Origin of the sequence: Puniceicoccus vermicola (assembly GCF_014230055.1) — a bacterium.
In the GTDB taxonomy this organism is placed as follows: domain Bacteria; phylum Verrucomicrobiota; class Verrucomicrobiia; order Opitutales; family Puniceicoccaceae; genus Puniceicoccus; species Puniceicoccus vermicola.
In genome coordinates this window covers 116,106-136,576 of record NZ_JACHVA010000138.1, presented here as the reverse complement: position 1 = coordinate 136,576, position 20,471 = coordinate 116,106, and the positions used below count along the sequence as shown (strand labels likewise).

Genomic DNA, 20,471 nt, shown 5'->3' with positions numbered 1-20,471 from the left:
TGGGGTACGGGAGTAGGGCCGCAGCTTCAGCTGCGCCCCCGCCTGGAGTTGAAGGTAGCCGGGGCTCATCATGGTGGCCTCTCGGCCGCGTCATTCCTGAACGCTAGATGCGTATCGCGCTGCAGGAATCGCACGACTAAAGTCATGCGAGAACGTGGATGTCCAAAGTAGCGAGAGCTTCCAGCTCTCGACTCGCGCCACGGGCTGGAAGCCTGGGGTACGGGAGTAGTGCCGCAGCTCTCGTTCTTAATTTGCCGAATCCTCGAAATGGCTTTCGCCATTCCGTTCCCACCTTTTCCTCGATCGAGACCCGTTTCTTCTCCAGCCAAAGTGAAGGCCGGACCCCTGAAAATCAGAGTGTCCGGCCTTCGTGTATGTTGATTGAGGGGGGTAGAAACTTATATGATGGAGATCTTAGAAGGTGACGCCGATTTCGCAACCCAAAACTAAGGCATCATCGATCGAAGAGAGGCCGTTCGGGTTGACGATGTATTGGATATCGGGGCGAAGATAGAAATACGGGGTGAACTGGAACTGATGGTTCAGTTCGATGCCCGTTTCCGCTTTTTGACCTTCGATCCCGGCGGCTTCCTGAGCGTCGCGCTTGTCTTTGCTAAACCAGGCGGTGTAGAAACCGAAGGCGGTTTGGTCGTTCGGACGTCCGTTGAAGAGACCTTTATAAACCATTCCAGCATTCATGAAGTAGGGCATGTCACTCTTATCGAGTTCAGGAGAGAGGACGAAGGTGAAGATCCCGGTAAGACCTTGGTCGGATCCGGCTTCTTCCCGATAGAGTCCTTGCTCGATGATGGTGTAGTAACCCTGCTGATTGGAATCCTCGCGACCGGGAAGCCCGCTGACGAAGAGGTTGTTGCCATTTACGTCGGTAGCCACGTCAGCAAAATCTCCGGTGTGGTAGTAGGCCCCGACACTGTAGCGTGCGGGAAGGGACAAAAGTCCTTCTTCGGGACGGAGGCCCAATTCGGTGATCATGAAGACGCCGTTGTCTCCGAAGTCGAAATCGACCCCATGATTATCGTCGGTAGCGTCGCCTTCGTAGATACCGGCTTTGATGTAGGTCTCTTGTGTGGGCTTGAACTCGGTCATCGCCCCCCAAACCGCGATCGGGTAGGCCGAGATTCCGTTGCTCATGTTGAAGAACGGGGAGGTTGGCTGACCGCAGAAACCGTTGGTGACAAACTGGCAGTAATACGGCGAGGTCATGAAGTCATTCGTCGTTGATAGGCGCCCGTAGGAGAAATGTAGCCGATCTTCGTAGAAATCATTGCTGATCCGCATTTCGACAAGACGGTAGGTCTGACCGCCTCCGTAGAGTTGTTGAACACTGATGGCATTCCCGATCGCATCTTCCGTCAGGCTGTTTCCCGAACGTTGGGAGCCCTGAATCAGGAAGGTGGTATTTGGAATGCCCATGAGCTTCTCGAAATCGAATAAGGCCGAGACGCCGATGTTGTGGACGTAGGTCGCGCTTTGGTCTTCACCGCCGACCGGGTTCCATTCGGGTTCCGCGGTATAGCCGATGCCGATGTCGATGCCTTGGTCCATCAGCTTTTCGCGGTGTCCACCCCAGCCGCCGGTGAGATAGTCTCCGGCGTCGAATTGAGGTTGTGGGTGTTTGCCCGGTTTCGGGCAGTTTTCGCAGTCCGCGAAGACCGCAGTGGTTCCGATTGAACCGAGCACGAGTCCGGTGAGTAATTTTTGGGTATAGGACATCTTGGGATCCTTTTTTTTATATTGGGGTTGTCGGGGTTGGAGGGATACCGGGCCCGTCATTCGGGCCCGGTATCTCCGAATGGGAATTAGCCGCGGAAGTAGAGGTAGGCGGCTAGAATGAAGACGATCACCAAGCCACTCCAGAAGTAGTCGGCAAAAGTGCGACTCGAACGGGAATCCTTGCGATGGTCGTCGGTGACCGTTCCGAATGTAAGACCACTGATCTTCTCGTAGTCCGGTGCCTTGGTGGCATAGCTGACGACGTAGAAGGTGATGATGCAGACGATCAGAATGATGATCGAGTAATACTGGAAGAAGATGTTATTCACGATCCAGAGGAACGTTCCTTCTTCATAAACGTGGCCCATGAGGGCTGCGGGTGTGTCCACCGCCAATCGGAAGAGGCCAAGGGCAAAGCCAACCACCAGAGTGGCCAGACAGCCGGGACCGTTGAGGCGTTTGACGAAGACTCCGAAGAAGAATACCACGAAGATCGGCGGGGCGAGGTAGGCCTGCACCCCTTGCAGATAATCGTAGAGACCCTTGGCGCCTTGAATTACGGGGATCCAGAGCAGACCGATGCAGACGAGCACCGCGGTGGCAACGCGGCCAATCCAGATGAGTCGCTTTTGATCCACGTTCTTCTTAATGCGGGAGTAGAAGTCCATCGTGAACAGGGTCGCGGTCGCGTTCAGAACCCCGGCGAGGGAGCTCATCAGCGCGGCCAGGAGGCCGGCGACCACAATACCGCGGAATCCGGCCGGTAGCACGTGCTGGACGAGAAGCGGGAAGGCCGCTTGGGCGTTCTCGCGAATGACTTCCCCCGTATCCGGATTGATCATCTCGGCGGACAGGGCGGCAACCGTGCCACTCTTAGCCAAGGCGAAGCAGATCATTCCGGGGATGATGAAGAGGAAGACCGGCAGGAGTTTCAGGCCGGAAGCAAAGATTGTTCCGCGGCGGGCTTCCTTCTCATTGGGCGCACCCAGCATGCGCTGGACAATGTATTGGTCGGTACACCAGTACCAGAGGCCGATGATCGGCGCGCAGAAGAGCATTGAGAGCCATGGATAGTTCCCGTTGAAATACCAGGCTTCCTTGACGATCTCACCGCTGGCACTGATCTCCCGGATTGGCTCCCAGGTGCCTTCGGCACCCGCTCGGACGATGGGCTTCCAGAGGTTAAACATCTCTGATCCTGCGATCTCCCGAAGGTTGCCCCAGCCAGCCATGATACTCCCGTCTCCCAGCGCCCGCAGACCGTAGAAGGTCACGAGAGCCGAGCCGAATACCAGAATGAAGGTTTGTAGGGCTTCAGTATAGGCGACTGCCCGGAGTCCTCCTAGAATCGTGTAGGCTCCAGTGAGGAGCAGCACGAGAATCGAGCCGAGCCAGAAGCTATTGAGCGGCCCGAGATGGATCTCGGGAAGCAGGGTGGCGAAGACGATTCCTCCGGCAAAGATCCCCACTGCAATCTTCGTCAAAACGTAGGCGAAGAGGGAAATGAGGGAGAGGATCGTCCGGGCGTGGGGACTGAAGCGGCGTTCGAGGAACTCCGGCATCGTGAAGACCTTCGAGCGCATATAAAAAGGTGCCATGATCCAGCCAAGGATCAAAAGGCACCATGCGTGAAGTTCGTAGTGGGCCATCGCGACACCGTCGGTGGCGCCGGAGCCGGCGAGACCGACGAGGTGCTCAGACCCGATGTTGGACGCGAAGATAGACGCGCCGATGATAAACCAACCGAGATTACGTCCGGCGAGGAAGTAGTCGTCAGCGGTTTCGTTCTTTTTGCGGATTACCCACCAGGCGACTCCGAGCAGAAGCGCGAAGTACCCGGCGATCATTAGCCAGTCAAGAGGTTCCATGGGGTTTTGGGTTGTTTGGGTTTGGGTTGTGTTGGAGAGGTTGTAACGCTGGCGCCACTACACTATCTCGGCGGGATCTTGGGGATCGGGTCGGGGTGAGGTGACCGCGGTCGATATAATTTCGATGATTTGTAAATACGATGCGCTCCTAATTTTCGTCAAAATTATTGTATCGGTGATTTACTGTCCGGTAAAGTGTGGATTTAGAGCTTTCCCGGGTGGCTGGCCTTCGAAGGGTCGAGACGGGACGAGGGGATTAGCGGGCTCTGCCGTGGAGGGGAGAAAGGATTTTATCTGTACCAGTGTGTCGGCCACGTCCTCGATCCTATCGGATTTTTGGGGAAAATAAAAGGCGAAACCGACAGATCCTCCTCAGACACCAAGCCCAACAGTGGATAGATCTCCCGATTGCCCCCCGCCGCGATGAGCAATTTGTTCATCAGGCGCAGTTGCTCGTCACTGAACAGTAGCGAAGTCCAATATGCTTACCATTCCAAAAAGAAAGAATGCTAAATCAACTCTCCCCACATTGAATCCTTATCCAACGTAAGCGTTCTTCCTCGACCTCGATGGTAATGAGGCGGTTGGCGGCGTCCCACTCGTAAGTGGTGACCGTTGTGTCGGATACGCGGGAGATAAGATTTTCGTTAAAATCGTACGTCAGGAAAACCTGACCCTCGTCGGCGATTTCCACCTCGAAGGTCTGGAACGTGCAGTTCTCGGAATAATCCTCGGCGGTGATGATACCGTCGGGGTTGTAGCTGTATTCGTGGGCCCATCCGGCGACTTGGCTGTAACTTGTACGGAGACGGGCACTTGTATTAATCGGCTTGTCTGAAACGACACAGGCAAGCACGCATTTTTTCGGTTTCGTCATGGATGAGTTGAGCAACCACCCGCATGTCGGCGGGCTCCAGACTGTCATCTTGATTGAGCTTCGCAAAGAAACGGGGCTCACCCAGCGACAACTCGCCCATCTTCTAAAAAGAGAGCATAGTTTTATCGGACGCATCGAACTCGGAGAACGTCGACTCAATGTAATCGAGTTTTGGGAACATTGCCGAATATGTGGCTCCGATCCAGCTGTGGTTGCGGCAAATGTCTTCAAAGCTTTCGAACATGACAAAATCAGGTCGCTGGCAACCATAATTCACCTTAAAAAGGTGTATCATCAATGAACTGTAGACCAATTTGATTACTCTCAGGAGGATTCCACCAAATCGCCGACTAAAAAGATGAAGACCCGACGTCTTTTATATGGAAATATGCTCTTTGGTCGGCTCGCGTATATTCTAATCTTAATACGGAGTCGCAACAAAGCTTGGGATACTCGCGTATGAGAAAACCGTCATTAAAAACTGGATCAATATAAGAAAAAATCCTGTAGCGTTCTTTCTTTTTGAAAATGCTACCACCCCCAGTGTTGTGACCAGGGAAAATGCTATTAAATAAATAACTAAATATAAATTGATTCCGCTAATTTTTATGTGAGCAGACGAAAAAGAAAGAGTTATAAAAAACAAAATCATACTCCAAAGAAGGAATAAGAAAGTCTCACCAAAAATCTTCTTGTTCATTCTCAACCTCCACAATCTGTCTCGTCTAACTCGTCGAGAAGCTCTCCAACCCTATCTGCAAGAAATTTTTGATAACTGTGATTCCTCATGAGTTCACCATCTGCCCAATTCCTAATCGGATTGAATCCATTCGCTAGTCCTCCCCACACTTGAGAGCCTGCATGTTGGAAGAATCCGACCGTGGAATGCCAAGCAGAGTTTTCAAATTCGGATAGTAGCTCTGAATCTCCTCCCATCATTGCTGAGCCACGTGTCTTTATTACTACTGCACCATCGGCTATCGCATTGTCTATATCATTTTGCGAAGCGCCGTCCGCGTTGAAAACCCTCGCCCCCGAAGCAATTTTAGCCAAAGCGTCATTATTTTTTTCGACACTATTATATTCTGCTTTTGCCTCATCGATATCGGATCGAATTTCAGAACAAGGCCGCAGCCCAAATGGATCAATCCAGCTAAGTGGACTATTCCCCACGTACCCGTACAAATTCAATCCCCCGGTCACTCCAATCGGATCTCGCGAGAGCCACCGTCCCAGTCCGGCATCATAAGCGCGGAAGGGGGCGAGGGACAATCCGCTAGGCTGGTGGATAAAGTGCCCCGTATAGCCGAAATCCAAATCAAAGCTACCGGAGACCGACTCCATCTCGCCCCACGGTGAGTAATCGAACCGGGCGGCAAGATTGCCTTGATCATCGACGATCTCGCGGATGCTACCCAAGTGGTCGGTCCGGTAGGTGTACGTGCCCGCTTCCGTTCCGGTTACGATTTCCACCCCCTGCGGGTAGAAGCGCTTCTCGACGGTCGCGCCATCGATGCCAGAGCGCTCCTCTGCGACGGCCAAGCCGTCCCAGAGGTAGAGGTTTTCGGTAACCAGTTCCCAGTTCTCGGTTTGGCTGTCCCACTCTTTTTCAGTGATACCCACCCGGCGAGAGAAGCCGTCGTACATGAATTCACTCCGAGTCTCTTCCTCAACTTCGATGGCGATGAGGCGGTTGGCGGCGTCCCACTCGTAGGTGGTGATGGTGGAGTCGGAGATGCGGCTTATTAGGTTACCGTTGAGGTCATATGTCAGAGTAATCTGACCTTCGTCGGCGATGTGGACTTCGAAGGTTTGGATCGTGCTGTTCTCGGAATAGTCCTGAGCGGTGATGTCGACCTGGTGTGTGCCGGGCGGTAGCTCCAGCCAGGCTTCGAAGTCCGTCCCGTTACGCATTTGGGCCTCGTGACCCGCGACCCAGACTTGGCTGGGCTCGTCGATGCTCCCCGCGAAGCGGATGGGTCCGCCGCCGTCTTCGGTGAGTTGGTTGAGTTCGTTGTGGCTGGCGGGGACCAGCCCGCCGCCGTCGATCTGTTCGCCAATGCGGTTGCCGGCTGGATCATAGGTCCAGTCCAGGGTTTGCAGGATGGCGTCTTGTGGGTCTTTGAGCACGGCGGAGGTCAATTGGTTTATCTCATCGTAGCCGAATTGCCAAGTCTGATCCGGAAACCCGGAGCCCTGCTGTTGCCATGCGGTGATGATGCCATCGGGGTTGTAGCTGTATTCGTGGGCGGCTATAAGAGCCCCTCCGGCGGCTTGGTGCTCGATGCGCTCCAGGCGACGGTCCTGCTGGTTGCCGTAGTAGGAGTATAGGGTTTTTTGACCGTCCGGATACTGTATTTCCTTCAGCTGGGGAGTATCGTTGAGATAGGCATATTCAAACACCCCGAGGTTGTTGGTGATCTCGGGAACGCGCCCGAGCGGATCCAATTCCCATGACTCGCCGTTGGCCGCGCCATCGATGGTGCGTCCGGTGCGGCGACCCAGTTCATCGTACGTGTAGGCGATGGTGCTGTCGGTGAACGGGCCGGTCACGGTGTGGACCTGCCCGGCTCCGGGGGTCTGCCCGTCGAAGGGATGGTAGGTCCAGGCGGTGGTGCCGGTGCCGTCAGTCATGCTACTCAGCCGGTTGAACTCGGGATCGTAGGTGAACGCAACGGCGGGGGGCGGGTGGACGGTGTTGGCATAGGAAAGGGTGTCGACCTCACCGCCAACGGTGTACGCGACGAGCGTTTCCTGACCCATCGCATCGGTACTGGAGGCGAGGCGCCCGCTGGCCGGATCGTACTCGTAGTGAACTTCGGATCCGTCCGGATAGATCTTTTTCGTCACCCGGCCCTGGATGTCGTATCGCCACCAAGTGCTGTTGCCGGCAGGGTCGGTGATGGTTTTGATATCTCCGCAGGTGCAATAGTCATACTGGGTGATCTGTCCTTCGGGATCGGTCACCACCATGAGTTGCCCGAGAGGGCTGTGGAGAAAGCTCGTCACCCGGCCTTCCCGGTCGCGGTAGGAGGCCACATCCAGACGTTCGTAGGTCCACTCCTCAAAGGTCGCATCGGGATAGGTGACTTTGGTGCGTCGATCGAGGTCGTCGTATTCGATGGCGACGGTGCGTCCTTCGGAATCCTCGATTACCGCCGGGCGACCGGAGGCGTCATAGCCGACGGACTGGAGCAACTGGTTGTCGGGCCCCAGAATCGCCACTAAGTAGCCGTAGCCGGAGGCGGCTTCGGTTTGGGGATCGAAGATGGGGCGATTGTGGTAGACGTAGGTCGTGGTTTCCAGAAGGGGATTGGTCACTGCGGTCAGCTGCCCCTGGGCATTGTACTGGTAGAGGGTTTCGTTGCCGGAACCGTCGATCCGTTTTCCAGGGAGATGGTTGCCGTAATTCTCGTACTCGAGCACGGTCACCCATCCCGATCCCACTTTCTGGCGCACCTCCAGTAGATCGATGCCGTTGGCAGCGTAGACGTACTCCGTCTCCCGACCCTCGGGATCGGTGAAATGCGTCAATCGGCCATCGGCATTGTACTGCATTTCGGTCGACTCGAAGCGGTCATCCTCGATAATGCGCCCGATCTGGATGGGTTGGGCCGAGACGCCCGCGTGCAGGGGATCCGCATAGTAAAACAACTGGTCCTCGTAGCGATACCAGACCCGATTCTTCAACGGATTCTTGACACTGGAGCGGATGGGCACGGTCACGTCCTTGTTATTGCGGTCCCGAAGCCAGTGCGTCTGGATGCCTTTGCTGTAATTCTCCCCGGTCTCGGGATCGGGAGGAAACTCCTTGTAAGTTTTGTAATCCCAGTGGACGGTGGTGCCTTCACTCGGATAATACAAATTGACCGGCATCTGGGAGTACGTGGGAATCTCGCTCGTGGGAATCGAATTCAAGATCCAGTGCTGATCAATAAAATCATCGATCTCTTGGTAGCTCATCTCGGCTTCCTCTAAAGTAAACCTCCAGCCATCGTATCCGACCGCCCAAAAGAAATCGAAGCTGAATTCGATCCGTTCTTTTTGGCCTAGGGGATTGGTCGCCTCGACCCCGTGACGCAGGACCATGAGCCCTTGATAGCCCGGACCGGAAAAATACCCCTCGTATTCAAGACGTTCGAATTCGGTCACTCCATAGGGAGTTTCCATCTCGGTGATGAAATCGCTTTGCGCGTCATCCTGATAGCTGAAATTGGAGGTCATTCCAGCCATATCGGTCACCGAGTTCAGCATCCCATCGGAGTAGCCGAAAGCCGCCTCACGTTCATCTTCCAGAACCACCGAGCGGATCCGGTAGATGGCCTCGGGATCGCCGCTCACGGGCGTGTCATCGTATTCCAGGGTGATCTCCCGCCCGAGAGCGTCTTCAATCGCAATCAGACGGTCCTGGCCGTCATAGTGAAGGAGGATGCTGTTGCCCTGGGGATCGATCGACTCGGTCAGAAAATACAGATCGGGGCCGCCGATGATCTCGACCTCATGGCCGAAAATCTGCATGGCTCCATTGGCCAACTGCCTCGACGGGAACGACGAGCTGCCGGAGGCGGGCACCAATTGGGCTTGGCTGATGTGGTGGTGGGCGGAGGCGGTGCCATCGGTTTCGTACAGTTCCGTGCGATTCGAAGCGGTCCGGAGGCGCCAACTGGAAACGCTTCCCGAAGTTTCTTCTTCAAGATATACCCGCCAATTGTGGGTCCATTTGGAACCGAGCAGCCCCCCGACCGCGTGCGAATCGTCTTCGTTCGAGCGGTGGTTGTAGGTGATCGTGAAAGGGATGGAACGACCTACCGGGGATTCCTGCACAATGGGAGTGTCGCGAACAATGAGTGCCGCATGGAAGGTGGAGAACGAGTAGCCGGGCATCCCCTTCCCACCATTGCAGTCTCCGCCCGTTTCGCTATCGCCGGGACATTCATCCTCTTCACTGGTATCGTCGGGGGCTCCGCGCCCGAAGACCTCTTCCGCTTCTACTTGGGCCACCCCTCTCCAGCCCTCCGGCAACTCGCCGGCGGAAATCAGAAAATAGCCGCTGGCCTCGTCATCGAGAGCGGCCTCGGAAAAATGAATCCGACGCTGAAAAGTAGGATCGTCCACCACCCAACCCTCATCATCCTCGGCGATAACCGCGGCAAAATGATTCGAACGCCAATGGGCCACGGCTGGGAGTGGCAGTTCCGCGCCCGGCTGGCGAAAGGCCATCTGCAAGTTCATCCCCAGCTCCTCCGACAGCATGTATACCTCGTATAAACTGAATCCCTGTGGAGTGGAGTCCGTCTCGGCAATGAGTTCCGCCTGGGCGGGTGTTTGTTCCGTCGAGTGTCGCAAGATGGTCTGAAGCGCGTAAGGACCACACTTGAAAGCACCCTCCGGGCGCAGCACCATGGAGGCCATCGCGGCTCGGGCACTCTCCAAGCGGCGACTGGCGACCCCCTCCACCGGCCGTGACTCGAACTCAGCCAGCACCCCGGCCAGCTCAGGCACCCGTCCGAGCCTCGAATAGAGCGCCGATAATTCGGAGGCCACGCGGTTGGCAAAATGATATTCATGTGTGCCTTGGGGGGCATCTTTCGTAGCCTCCCACGCTGCTTTCCATTCCTCGATGGCACGAGTAAAACTGCCACTCTGCGAGTAGATCATACCTAGATTCGCGCGCAAAGCGGGTGCCCATGGGCTATTGGGGTTGAGCTGGAGCCAAGCAAGCGCCTCCACAAGCCCGTCCTCCTCTCGCCAGTCCCGCAAAGATTCGACCACGATCCGAAATGCCTCGGTCTCCTCGACTCCCGGCTCCTCGCCCACGGGCACGGGAGTGATCGCCATCCGGGGAAATAACACCTCAGTAGGATTGCCGGACAACGAGCTGGGCGCGCCGATTAAAGTAAAACAGAGAAACGCGGTGATTGCCGCTTTTCCGTGCGAGAATCCGAGTGTGGTCGTCAGCATTTGCGGAAATGATTAGATGGGAAATAAAACGTGGAAAGCGGCTTGATGAAGAGTCCTTTCCTCACGGTAAAAAGGTTGCCCCGCCCGGGCTGAACAGGGTGATGGCGGGAGGTGTCGTGTCTTCGGGATCCGCATCCGGAGGTTCCGGTGCGATCAAAGGAAGCTCCAATTTGTAGGCAATCCCGTCGTAAACTCCGTCTCCGGATGTGTCTGGATTAAATGGGTCCGAGCCGAGATCGTATTCCTGGTAGCTTGACAAGCCATCTCCGTCGAGGTCCGCAGCCAACAACTCCCACTCGGGATCATCGCTATAACGGAGTCGCCAGAAGAAAGGCGATCCCGCGAGATCGAAGCCCAGCGTAATCGCCTCGGCTTCACCCAGCTCGACCGTTTTCAGCAAAGTCCATTCGTGGAGGTCGGCGGAGTTCTCAATGAAGTAAAAATGTCCGTCGTAGCCCCACCAGGACAGCATAATTTCACCGGGATTGCTGCCGCTATAAACCACCAGCCCAGAGCTTCGCTCAAGGCTTTCCCCCGGAGGCTGTGTCGGAGGGGTGGACCAAAGACTGCTGACGCATAGCGCCGCCAAAAACAGAAAAAACGGAATTCTCATAAGGCGCAAAAAAACTGGGTTATTCAACTCTCCAAAAATTGATGACGATATCCTGCGGCGCGGGCGGATTTTCTGCGCGGTAGCGCCGATGCGCCTCCGCGAAGACCTCCCGGCGCTCGTGCTCCACGGCCAGCTTTGACTCATTTGTCAGATAATAGGCGTGCAGGGCGTCAAGTTTGGCGAAAACATCCTCCGGAATGGTCTCCCCGTGCTCTGGAAAAACCAAGTACTCGGGGTCCTCCAGCGAGGTGAAATGACTGGTGTCGGGGCGTTTGCGCGGCGTGTATGTCGCGCCGAAACGACGCGCCTGTCCGGCGATCCGCTGCTCCTGCCCTTCCTGCACCTCCTCGACCATCGCTATCACGCTCCAAACGGCCTCTTCCGTTTCGAAAGAACCAAGGACCTGCAAATGCGAGAAGGGCACATTGCTCAAGACCTCGTATGTTTCCCCCTCGTGCCAGAGGCGAATCGACGAAATTTGATCGTCATAAACCGTCACCGATAGCGGCATATTCTCCGGAGACTTTGCTTCGGCCAGGAATTTTTGCATCTCTTCTTCTGTCCGTGGTGGACGGATAGCAGCTTTTTTATCTCTTGGTGCTGCTGATTGAGGTGGAGCGGCGACCTGCCGTAGGCGGATTGATCCGCCGTTCTTCAGAATTCTCACCGTTTCCGTCTCGGCGGGAACCGCAAGCAAGTCTAGACGTTCCTGGTGCTCCCGTGATCTTTTCAGGGACATCTCCGATTCTACCTGCGCACTGGCCTCGGTGAGTGTCGGAACAGGTTGTTTCCCATCCTCTCCGAATGCGACCGAATTCAGGTAAAACAGGGGGAGGAAAAGGAAGACGGAAGTTTTCATCGGAGCATTGTGTCTATTTTCGGAGCATCATCAACGTTGAAGGAGAAATCGCAAGAGAATGAATTGGAGCAAGAGGTGATTGGCGACAGTGGACCGAAGAGGAGCAATGTCAAACGATTTTACGGACTGTAGTCCGTTATCTGATTTCTCTAAGCAGTGTATGAATAGTTAGTGCGTATCGACCAACCAATCTTGGATAAGCTTGGCGAGAATATCCGGCGGGAGCGGGTTGCTGCAAAATTGACACAGGAGAAGCTTTCCGAATTGGCAGGAATGGATATCACCAACCTTCAGCGCATCGAGTCAGGTCGATATAACACGAAAGTGACTACCTTGATCCGTCTGAGAAAAGCCCTGCACGTGGACTGGGAAGACCTCCTTCCCAGCGAAGAGTAAGATCAATTGGGAAAAAAATTCGCATGGCTCAGTAGAGTGTGACCCGTTGGACCTCGGGTGTTGGGAAAAGCTATCCGCTCCATTGAGGTCACGGGGCCCTGGAAATCCTGGGGGGGAAAGAACTTCGAGAAAGTTGAACCTTCTCGAGGTCTTCGCCGGTCGCTTTACGACTTCTTGGCGATCCAGCGGATTCCAGGGCGGGCGCTGAGGCCGTGAAGGAAGATGCTGAGGAGGACGGTGCTGATGACGACGGCGGTAATGGTGCTCTCACCGGGGAGTTGGGCTTCGGCCTCCAAGTAAACGAGACCGAGGACGATGGAGGCCAGACCGCGGGGACCGAACCAGCCGAGGAAGGTTTTTTCGCGGATGGAGAGTCCGGTTCCGGGGAGGGCGAGGAAGGTGGAGATGGTGCGAATGACCGCGAGGCTCAGGATGCCGTAGAGGAGGGGGAGCCAGGAGATGCCGGCGTCGGGAGAACCGGCAAAGATGCCGAAGAGGAAGAAGACGGCGAAGCTGAGGGATTCTCCCCATTCGTCGGTAAAGGTAATGCTGCCTTCTTGGATCTTGGGGAAGGCTTTTTGGGTGACGAGCCCGGCGACGTAGGCGGCGATGAAGGGACTGCCTTCGATGTGGTGGGAAAGCAGGTAGGCGAGGATGGGGAGGACGACGACGGCGAGAGGACGGTGAATGCTGTCCATCGACTGCATTCGAGTGGCGACGTTGAGCAGCCAGCCTCCGAGAAGGCCCACACCGATTCCGACAATCGCGCCGTAGCCAATCTGTTCTCCCATGAGCACGGGGAGGGAGGAAGAGCTCTCTCCGGCGTCGACAGAGACGATGGCGATGAAGAAAAGCAGAAATGGTACGGAGAGACCGTCATTGAGGCCCGCTTCGACATCAAGAGCCTCGCGAATCTTTTTCGGCACCCGTTCACTGTTGACGATGACCTGCCCGAGACTGGCGTCGGTTGGGGCCAGAATGGTTGCGAGGAGGGCGGCTTCCCATCCGCTCAATTGGGGGAAGATGAGAACGGCGACCAGGGTCCCCAGCCCGATGGTGAGGAGCATCCCGGGACCGAGGAGGCGCAACGGGAGAGACTTTTCCTTGCGCAGAAGGCTTAAGTCGACCTTGGACGCATCGCAAAAGAGGAGCAGGACCAAAGCGATCTCGGCGACGTGCAGGAACGGCGTGAGTCCCTTGTCCGCCGATACGGGCTCGTCGATGACGAAGGCCAGGATTAACCCGGCCCCCGCAAAGATCATGGGAGCGGTGACGTAGGACCCTTCAACCTTTTTGGAGAGAAGACTGTATCCAAAAAGGAGAAGGAGAAAGATGAGGAGAAGCGTCACTCACCCAATTCTGAAGGTTACCAGCCGACGGAGCCTTTTTTGCCCTGCTTGGTGATGTCGACATCGTCTTCCCAGACGGCGAGTCCGGTGGCGATCTCGGTCAGCGAGAGCTGGAAGGAGAAGGTGGTTTGCTTGACTTTGCCCTGAGTGATGTAGGTTTCGATCAGGCGACCGGAGAGGGAGTAACCGGGTTGCACTCCGGGGTCGCCGTCTCCGCCACTGCGGAAGGAGTCGTAGGCGGCCTGGTCTTTGGCCAGGGGATCTTCGGCGGTGCCGCCGAGGCCGACGGTGGTTGTGGTGACGGCTTTGCCGCTTTGGTTGAGGGCGACACGGATTTTCTTGGTCAGGAGGTTGGTGTCGACCTGCTCGGAAGTATTGTTGACGATCCGGCTGACGGCGAGAATAGCAGGTTGGCGTTCGGAGCGATCCAGGACGCCGGAGGCAAGGAGGTTCTGGACCATCTGGTCGGCGGCGCGGCTCCAGTCCTGAATGTCGATCTTATCGACGGAGATGATGGTGTTCGGGCCGGTGGAGTCGACGTACTTGGCGCCGCCCCCGCAACCGGCGAGGAGAGCGAGAGAACCGCAGGAGAGGAGAAGGGAGATGGTCTTCATAGTTTAGGCTGTATGGATTGAAATCGGGGATCAGTCAATTTCCCGAAGGCTGAGGCGGAAGTCGACGACATTGGGGTTCGGAGCGACGGCCGAGACGGCGACGGTTTGACCGCCTTCGACGTGAGAGGGAGTCCAGATGGGGGCGGGGCTGGTCACCACCATTCCATTCTGGCGAATCCACTGAAATTGATAGGCAAACGAGCGGGGTTTCACCTGAATATTCTGCATGGTCACTTGGATCTGAAGGAGGTCTCCGACCTGCGCTTCGTTGACGCCGACGAGTTTGAGTCGTTTGGCCAGATTGTTGTCGTAGATGTCTACCCGGCTATCGACCACGGTCGGTGTGGCATCGGGGTTGGTCTTGTCGATCGTGTTGACCGGAGTGCTGCAGCCTGCGGCAAAGAGCAGGGAGGCGAGGAGAGTAAGAGTCGCGAATGTTTTCATTGGAGTGCGAATTGTTGGATGACTGGGTTGACGGCAGTTGCAGTGACCCGGATGTGAACAACGACAATTTTGCCGTCCACGAGCGGAACTTCAACCTTTTGATTACTTTCGGAGAATCCGAGGGAAAGGATCCGGTCCTCAGGCATGGGGACGCGGATGCCTTGAATTTGTTTCGGGAGAGTGAGCCAAGTGCGGAGATCGGGTTGGTTGGTGATGGCTTGGTAGAAAATCCCGAAAATATCGATAAGAGCCTGGGTCGAGGATCCGTCTTTGGCCTGGCTTCGAGCGACGTAGAGGGTCGCGGCTTTGGTGGCTGCGGCGAGAATAGCCTGGGAGATGATGAGGGATTCGTGATCCCGGAATTCCTGGGCGATCACCCGATCCATATCGGAGATGGTCTCGGTCCGATAGGTTTTTCCGCCGGAGTTGACTTGGGCTCCGTTGGGATAGTTTGGCTGGAATTTTAAAACCGGGAAGGACGCGGCGAAGTAGGGGACGTCGTCGAGCCCGAAAATGAAGAGGGGGAGTTCAATTTTTTCGGCGACTCGCATGGGCGAGAGGCCTGTTTCGAGAAGGACGACGACGGAGTCGGGCTGGCCCTTCCCTCCAGCGATCTTCTTGGCCAATTCGTATTCGGATTGAAGCCAGGGGGATTCGGGGACGAGGCTGGCGACTCGCTGGATGCTCTTTCGGCCTCGCTCAAGGTCGGAGGAATCGAGTCCCTGATTCAGGAAATAGAGTCCATCCAGGTAGACGGAGAAGGGATTTACGTAGGGACCGTAGGCCTCCATGGAGCGAATGGGACCGTAGAGGTTGGACAGCTTCTGCTGGGTGACGGGACTGTTCTCAATCTGGCCGATATTGATCTGGCTCTCGTTGGGATCCTTCTTTTCGTCGATGGCGCCCTGCATCTTCGCAATCCTTTTTGAATTCTCGGCGACGGCATCCTGCTGGCTGTTGTACGCGCGGTTGAGGGCGACGCGGGCCGCTTCGAAGTTCCCGAGCGTGAGATAGTTCAACGCTGAGTAGGTGTGAAGCATGATCCGGTCGTAGGTGCGGGCTTCGTAGAGGGTGAGGCCCGGGTTGATCAGGAGAGCGATGCTGGCTTGGGAGATCCGGAAGTCGGCCTTCTGGTCCATGGCCTCAATCGCTTCCCACGTCTGTTCGTAGACGTCCTGACTGACCTGGTTCTCGTCAATCGTGCGGAGGAGGGTACCTTCCTCCAGGCCGAGGAGGACTTCATTGCGGTGGTTCTCCTTGTTCTTGGCAAGCTTGGCGCCGGTTGCATTGGCGCGCTCCCAATCCCCGAGGGTCCAATTTCTGCGGACGGCTTCTACTTCGTCATTGTAGGTTGAGCAACCAGCGAAAAAGAGAAGTGCCGGGCCGAGGAGGCCGATCCCGATCAGATGAAACGGTTGCTGGCAGCGGCGATATGGAGCCGGGGGCCTCGCGGGTTTCCGCGCTGGTTTACCGGATCGGAAGCCCGAGAGGGAGGAGAGAACCCGTCGATGGAGCGAATACCGCGGCGGAATTCGTTTCACTGGATCGTTTGCTCAATGACTCCGGGGAGTGCGGTGGATCGGGAACCGGGAGGTCCGAGCGGATCAGTTCTCGTCGCTCTTCTGCGGTCGGACGACCTGCAGCTTTTCGATGCCGTAGTCTTCAACGATCTCGGCGCGGGTGACCTTGGGCATTACCTCGAGAACTCGAATTTTGCCGACCTCGGCTTCGACGGATCCGAGGGATTCGCCAGTGTCCGGGTCGATCATCTCATCGCCGGCGGCATAGACGAGCCAGATGTCGCCCTTGGAAATATCGAATCCGTCGCCTCGATTGAACATGACGATCTTTCCGGTAACCCCGACAATCTTGGCCGGATAGAGGACATCGACGACGCGGTTGGCGACATTATCGGCGACCTTTTTGCTCATCTGCGAGACGAGGCTTTCGCTGAGATCGCTGTTCTTGACCGATTCGTATTGGCCGTCGGACTCGATGTCCTCGAGGTCGGTGTTGACGCGGGTAGACTCGAGAAGTTTTCCGGTGGTGGTATCGTAAATCTTGGCGATGACGCCGACACGGATGATGCGTTTGGTGACCGTCTTGCCGATGGCTTGAAAAGTGGCCTTTTCGATGTAGTCCTGAAAATCGTTCACCGTGGTCACGACCAGATACTTGACCCCCGCGAGGCGGAAGGCTTCGGCGGTGTTGGGGTCGTTCGGGTCGAGGTTGCCGGATTGGGCGAGATTCTGCTCAGCAAGGATGGCCGAGAGGTCACTTCGGGCGAAGATGTCAAATCGGCGTGTCTGCTGAAAGGAATTGATGAGCTCGGAATCGGTCGATTCGACGATCCGGCCCAACTGGAGGAGACTCCCTTGTTCGGCGGCTTTGGCTTCGACTGCCGAGTTGACCTCGACCGGGCCCACGGCGAGGGAAAGTTTTTGAGCCTCGGCGCTGAGGACGAGGAGAATCGAAAGGAGAGAAGGGAGGAGGAATGCTTTCATGAATTCAGAGGACAGGGGTTAATCTTCGGTTTTGTTGTCGCCCATCAAAGTGCGGTTGTTCTGCTCAATTTTTACGGCTTCGTCAGTGTCGACTTTAATATCTTGCTGGATGTCCCAGCGGAAACCGCTTTGGGAGAACATCTGGGCGATCCCGCGAATCTTTTCGGCCTCGGCGTCGGTGAGAACCCGCTGGGTGCGGAGGCTCTCCAGGAAGGCTGATTGCTGGCGGAAGCGCTTGATCTCGGCATCGGTAGCGGACATGCGGACTGTCAGGTCGAGGTCAGGGCGAATGTTTACCGTGCGGGTCCAGTCGTCGAACCCTTCCCGTTGCAAGGTGATCTCATGGAGGCCGGGACTTGATTCCAGCTCCCCGGGTGCCGATCCAACGGCGACCCCGTCGATGAGTACGGTCACGGCGTCGAGAGTGATGTCGTTGCGATCTCCGGTCACGTAAAGCTCGCCGGAATCGAGTTCGGTGACTTCAGGGATGGACATGCCCATTCCCCGGGCCGTGATGGAAAAATTCACGCTGGTGGCTTCGCTGGGTGTTTCGACCAGATCGGTCGGCTGCAGGGCCGAGGACACTTCTTCGGCAATCCGGGTAGCGGCGAGGCCGATCAATTCTCCGGTGGTGCTCGAGTCAACGGTGACTGCGCCTTGAGTGGCTCGGAAGGTCTTGCGGACCGATCCATTGCCACCGGTGAGGACGGTTCCGTCCGTGGCGCTTAGAAGGCGGTAGGAAAAGGAGAGGGAATAGATCCGATTGGATGTCTGGACGTCGTTGCCGGAATACTCGCGGACTTCGGATTTGAGGTCGCGAAGGGTGGAGACCAGAGCGTAGGGGGCATTCGCTTGGCGAGCCTGATTGAGGGTCGAAGCATCATTGATCTTCTCCGATCCGGTTTCTTCGGCGAATTGGTCAGAGCGAACTGCGGAGGTGAATCCGTAGCCGGCGAGCTCGGCGGCCAGTGCGTCTCGGAAGTCTCCGGCTTCGGTCGAATCGATCTCGGTGTCCGCGGTGCGGGAAACGATGAAAATCGAGCTGCCCTCGGAGGCCATCGAGATCAGAGGAAGGATTAGGAAAAGGGTGAGTGCTTTCATGGGAATTGCTGTGTTGGAAATCTTGATCGCAACCTTTGGGCGGTGCAACCTTGGAACGAATGACGGATTTCGAAGTCGATTCGTTCAAAATCGAGTCGGGCAGAGACCACTTTTCCTCAGGAAGGGATTGAAGTGTTCCGCCGTTCTCCGCAAAGAATGAGGACTCATGATTCTTCCTTTTTCCGATAGCGTCGATTCGGCGAGCTAGTTTTATGGTGGAATTGGCCAGATTTTGGAACGAAGCCCATGCCGCGGGCTTCGAGTCCGTTTATGCCATGGATTTCGAGGGAGGGGACCGGACCGGGGTCGTCGAATATGGAGTCGTCGAGATCACCGCCGAGGGCATTCGGCAGACCTGGACCGGGCTCTGCGGGCCCGCTTCCGTGGTTCCGGCTTGGGAGAGCGATACCCATGGTCTCTACCAAGAGGATCTGACCGGAAAACCACCGTTCTCCGATTTTTGGGAACTTTTTCGGGATCTGCGCAGAAGTGGACCCTTTTTAGCGCATTCCGCTCAGGTGGAGGATCGGTTTCTCCGTCGGCAGTGGCGCACGCCGGGGGAGGTCACCGATTGGTCCTTTGCTGGGCGTTCGGTCATTGAGTGGGGTCCTTGGCTGGATAGTTGCGGGCTCTTTCGCACCCTCCGGCCCGGCGGCTCGGCCAGTCTGGGTGATTTGGTGGCTGCCGAAGGATTGGTCGAGCCGCTGGATGGGCTTGCCGTCGATCGCTGTCCCGAGAAACGCGCCTGCTGGCATGCCGCCCTCTATGACAGCATGGCCAGTGCCTTGCTTTTCGAGAGGGTCGTCGCCGAGAAGCCGGACTGGAGCCTCGGTCGGATGTTCCGCGAGAGCCAAGGTCGAGGCGAAGCCCCCGCCGAGCAGATCGATCTCTTCTAGAAAACCGAACCCAAGGGCGATCCTCGAACTCAAAAGCTCTGCGAGACCGGTAGCTAAAGTAGCGAGAGCTTCCTTGCTTCGCTCGGGAGCTTCGCAGGACACGTCCAGCTCTCGATTTGCGGTATCGGTTTTCGCCGATGATAGCCCTGAAGGGGCGTCACTCTATTGCGGAATGTGGGGATGGGCAAAGTGTGGGGAATTTCGCCCCTTCAGGGCTCGGGATTTTACGAGGGTGAGACTTCCCAGGGCGTTGCCCCGGGCTGACGGGTTTTGCGCCGTTGGTGCGGTAGTTGGTTTCGTTTATAGCGTTTTCCGGCGGTGAAAATCGTCCGACCGGTTCATTGGGGCCGTGGGCCTGTTGATCTTCCGCTTCAAAAGGGGCGTTGATTCCTACGCCCAGGGCAACGCCCTGAGTGCTGGATCCTCCGCGCCAAAGGCGCATTGCTTCCTAAGCCCAGGGCAACGCCCTGGGTATTGGTCCTCCGCCGATGCTAGCCCTGAAAGGGCGTCACTCTGTTGCGGCGGAAGGCGCGGGCAGGAGAAGTTCTCGTCCCTTCAGGGCCCAGGATCTCTGCGAGGGTTGGGTCACCCAGGGCGTTGCCCCGGGCTGACGGGTTTTGCGCCGTTGGCGCGGTAGTTTGTTTCGTTTGAAGCGTTTTCCCGCCGGTGAAAATCGTCCGACCGGTTCATTGGGGCCGTGGGCCTGTTGATTTTCCGCTTCAAAGGGGCGTTGATTCCTACGCCCTGAGTGCTGGATCTTCCGCGCCAAAGGCGCATTGATTCCTCAGCCTAGGGCAACGCCCTAGGTATTGGGTCCTCCTCCGAAAATAGCCCTGAAAGGGCGTCACTCTGTTGCGGCGGAAGGCATGGGCACCGGAGAAGTTTCGTCCCTTCAGGGCCCAGGATCTCTGCGAGGGTTGAGGTCACCCAGGGCGTTGCCCTTGCCTGACGAGTTTGGCGCCGTTGGCGCAGGAATAGGTGAGGAATTTGGAGAAGAGGAGCTGCGGGTTGGAATATTCCGAACGGTTGCGGAAATCTTACGATTTTCCGCGACCGGCTCGTGCACGACTCAAGCTCTGCGAGCCGGGAGCCCAAAGTAGCGAGAGCTTCCAGCTCTCGACTCGCGTCACAGGCTGGAAGCCTGGGGTACAGGAGTAGGGCCGCAGCTTCAGCTGCGCTCCCGCCTGGAGTTGAAGACCGTCGGGTCTCATCATGGAGGCCTCTCGGCCGCGTCATTCCTGAACGCCAGATGCGT

Annotated in this window: 15 protein-coding genes; 3 read left to right on the top strand and 12 right to left on the bottom strand. The window is 56.7% G+C overall.

What is annotated here, in order from left to right; genetic code table 11:
* Positions 1-414 precede the first annotated feature (414 nt).
* The 3 genes from H5P30_RS20130 to H5P30_RS20120 all read right to left on the bottom strand — a co-directional run bounded on the left by H5P30_RS20130 (position 415) and on the right by H5P30_RS20120 (position 4,479).
* Positions 415-1,734: a carbohydrate porin gene (locus H5P30_RS20130; protein ID WP_185694717.1), complete on the bottom strand. Its 1,320-nt coding sequence runs from the start codon at positions 1,732-1,734 to the stop codon at positions 415-417.
* Between the two features lie 86 nt (positions 1,735-1,820).
* Positions 1,821-3,602 (bottom strand): sodium:solute symporter, encoded by a 1,782-nt coding sequence (locus tag H5P30_RS20125; RefSeq protein WP_185694716.1) that lies wholly within the window; start codon positions 3,600-3,602, stop codon positions 1,821-1,823.
* Positions 3,603-4,116: 514 nt separating this feature from the next.
* A complete protein-coding gene (locus H5P30_RS20120; RefSeq protein ID WP_185694715.1) occupies positions 4,117-4,479 on the bottom strand; it encodes a hypothetical protein in 363 nt (120 codons plus the stop codon).
* On the opposite strand from H5P30_RS20120, the gene H5P30_RS20115 reads away from it, so the two are divergent.
* Positions 4,478-4,780, top strand: a complete 303-nt coding sequence (locus H5P30_RS20115) for a helix-turn-helix domain-containing protein (RefSeq protein ID WP_185694714.1) — start codon at positions 4,478-4,480, stop codon at positions 4,778-4,780. The two genes, H5P30_RS20120 and H5P30_RS20115, sit on opposite strands and share 2 nt — an antisense overlap.
* Positions 4,781-5,181: 401 nt before the next feature.
* On the opposite strand, the gene H5P30_RS20110 is transcribed toward H5P30_RS20115, so the two are convergent.
* The 3 genes from H5P30_RS20110 to H5P30_RS20100 form a co-directional block, all read right to left on the bottom strand.
* Positions 5,182-10,440, bottom strand: a complete 5,259-nt coding sequence (locus H5P30_RS20110) for an RHS repeat-associated core domain-containing protein (RefSeq protein ID WP_185694713.1) — start codon at positions 10,438-10,440, stop codon at positions 5,182-5,184.
* Between the two features lie 61 nt (positions 10,441-10,501).
* Positions 10,502-11,053 carry a thrombospondin type 3 repeat-containing protein gene (locus tag H5P30_RS20105; protein ID WP_185694712.1) on the bottom strand — a complete coding sequence of 184 codons (552 nt, stop codon included), beginning with the start codon at positions 11,051-11,053 and terminating at the stop codon, positions 10,502-10,504.
* Between the two features lie 19 nt (positions 11,054-11,072).
* Positions 11,073-11,912, bottom strand: a complete 840-nt coding sequence (locus H5P30_RS20100; RefSeq protein WP_185694711.1) for a hypothetical protein — start codon at positions 11,910-11,912, stop codon at positions 11,073-11,075.
* Positions 11,913-12,104: 192 nt separating this feature from the next.
* Between H5P30_RS20100 and H5P30_RS20095 the strand changes: the two genes are divergently transcribed.
* Positions 12,105-12,308: a helix-turn-helix domain-containing protein gene (locus H5P30_RS20095; RefSeq protein WP_221774420.1), complete on the top strand. Its 204-nt coding sequence runs from the start codon at positions 12,105-12,107 to the stop codon at positions 12,306-12,308.
* Positions 12,309-12,472: 164 nt separating this feature from the next.
* On the opposite strand, the gene H5P30_RS20090 is transcribed toward H5P30_RS20095, so the two are convergent.
* From H5P30_RS20090 to H5P30_RS20065, 6 genes are all read right to left on the bottom strand, one after another.
* Entirely contained in the window at positions 12,473-13,657 is a 1,185-nt protein-coding gene (locus H5P30_RS20090) for a cation:proton antiporter domain-containing protein (protein ID WP_185694709.1), read from the bottom strand.
* 17 nt (positions 13,658-13,674) lie between these two features.
* On the bottom strand, positions 13,675-14,271 hold the full coding sequence (locus H5P30_RS20085; RefSeq protein ID WP_185694708.1) for a penicillin-binding protein activator LpoB: 597 nt from the start codon (positions 14,269-14,271) through the stop codon (positions 13,675-13,677).
* Positions 14,272-14,301: 30 nt separating this feature from the next.
* A complete protein-coding gene (locus tag H5P30_RS20080) occupies positions 14,302-14,715 on the bottom strand; it encodes a YcfL family putative periplasmic lipoprotein (RefSeq protein ID WP_185694707.1) in 414 nt (137 codons plus the stop codon).
* Positions 14,712-16,256, bottom strand: coding sequence for a COG3014 family protein (locus H5P30_RS20075; RefSeq protein WP_185694706.1), 1,545 nt, complete (start codon positions 16,254-16,256; stop codon positions 14,712-14,714). Before H5P30_RS20075 ends, H5P30_RS20080 begins: the two co-directional genes overlap by 4 nt.
* A 63-nt stretch (positions 16,257-16,319) precedes the next feature.
* Complete coding sequence (locus tag H5P30_RS20070; RefSeq protein ID WP_185694705.1) at positions 16,320-17,219, bottom strand: CsgG/HfaB family protein; 900 nt, start codon at positions 17,217-17,219, stop codon at positions 16,320-16,322.
* An 18-nt stretch (positions 17,220-17,237) separates the two neighbouring features.
* Positions 17,238-18,320, bottom strand: coding sequence for a PEGA domain-containing protein (locus H5P30_RS20065; RefSeq protein WP_185694704.1), 1,083 nt, complete (start codon positions 18,318-18,320; stop codon positions 17,238-17,240).
* 212 nt (positions 18,321-18,532) lie between these two features.
* Between H5P30_RS20065 and H5P30_RS20060 the strand changes: the two genes are divergently transcribed.
* Positions 18,533-19,216: a 3'-5' exonuclease gene (locus tag H5P30_RS20060; RefSeq protein WP_185694703.1), complete on the top strand. Its 684-nt coding sequence runs from the start codon at positions 18,533-18,535 to the stop codon at positions 19,214-19,216.
* Positions 19,217-20,471 lie beyond the last annotated feature (1,255 nt).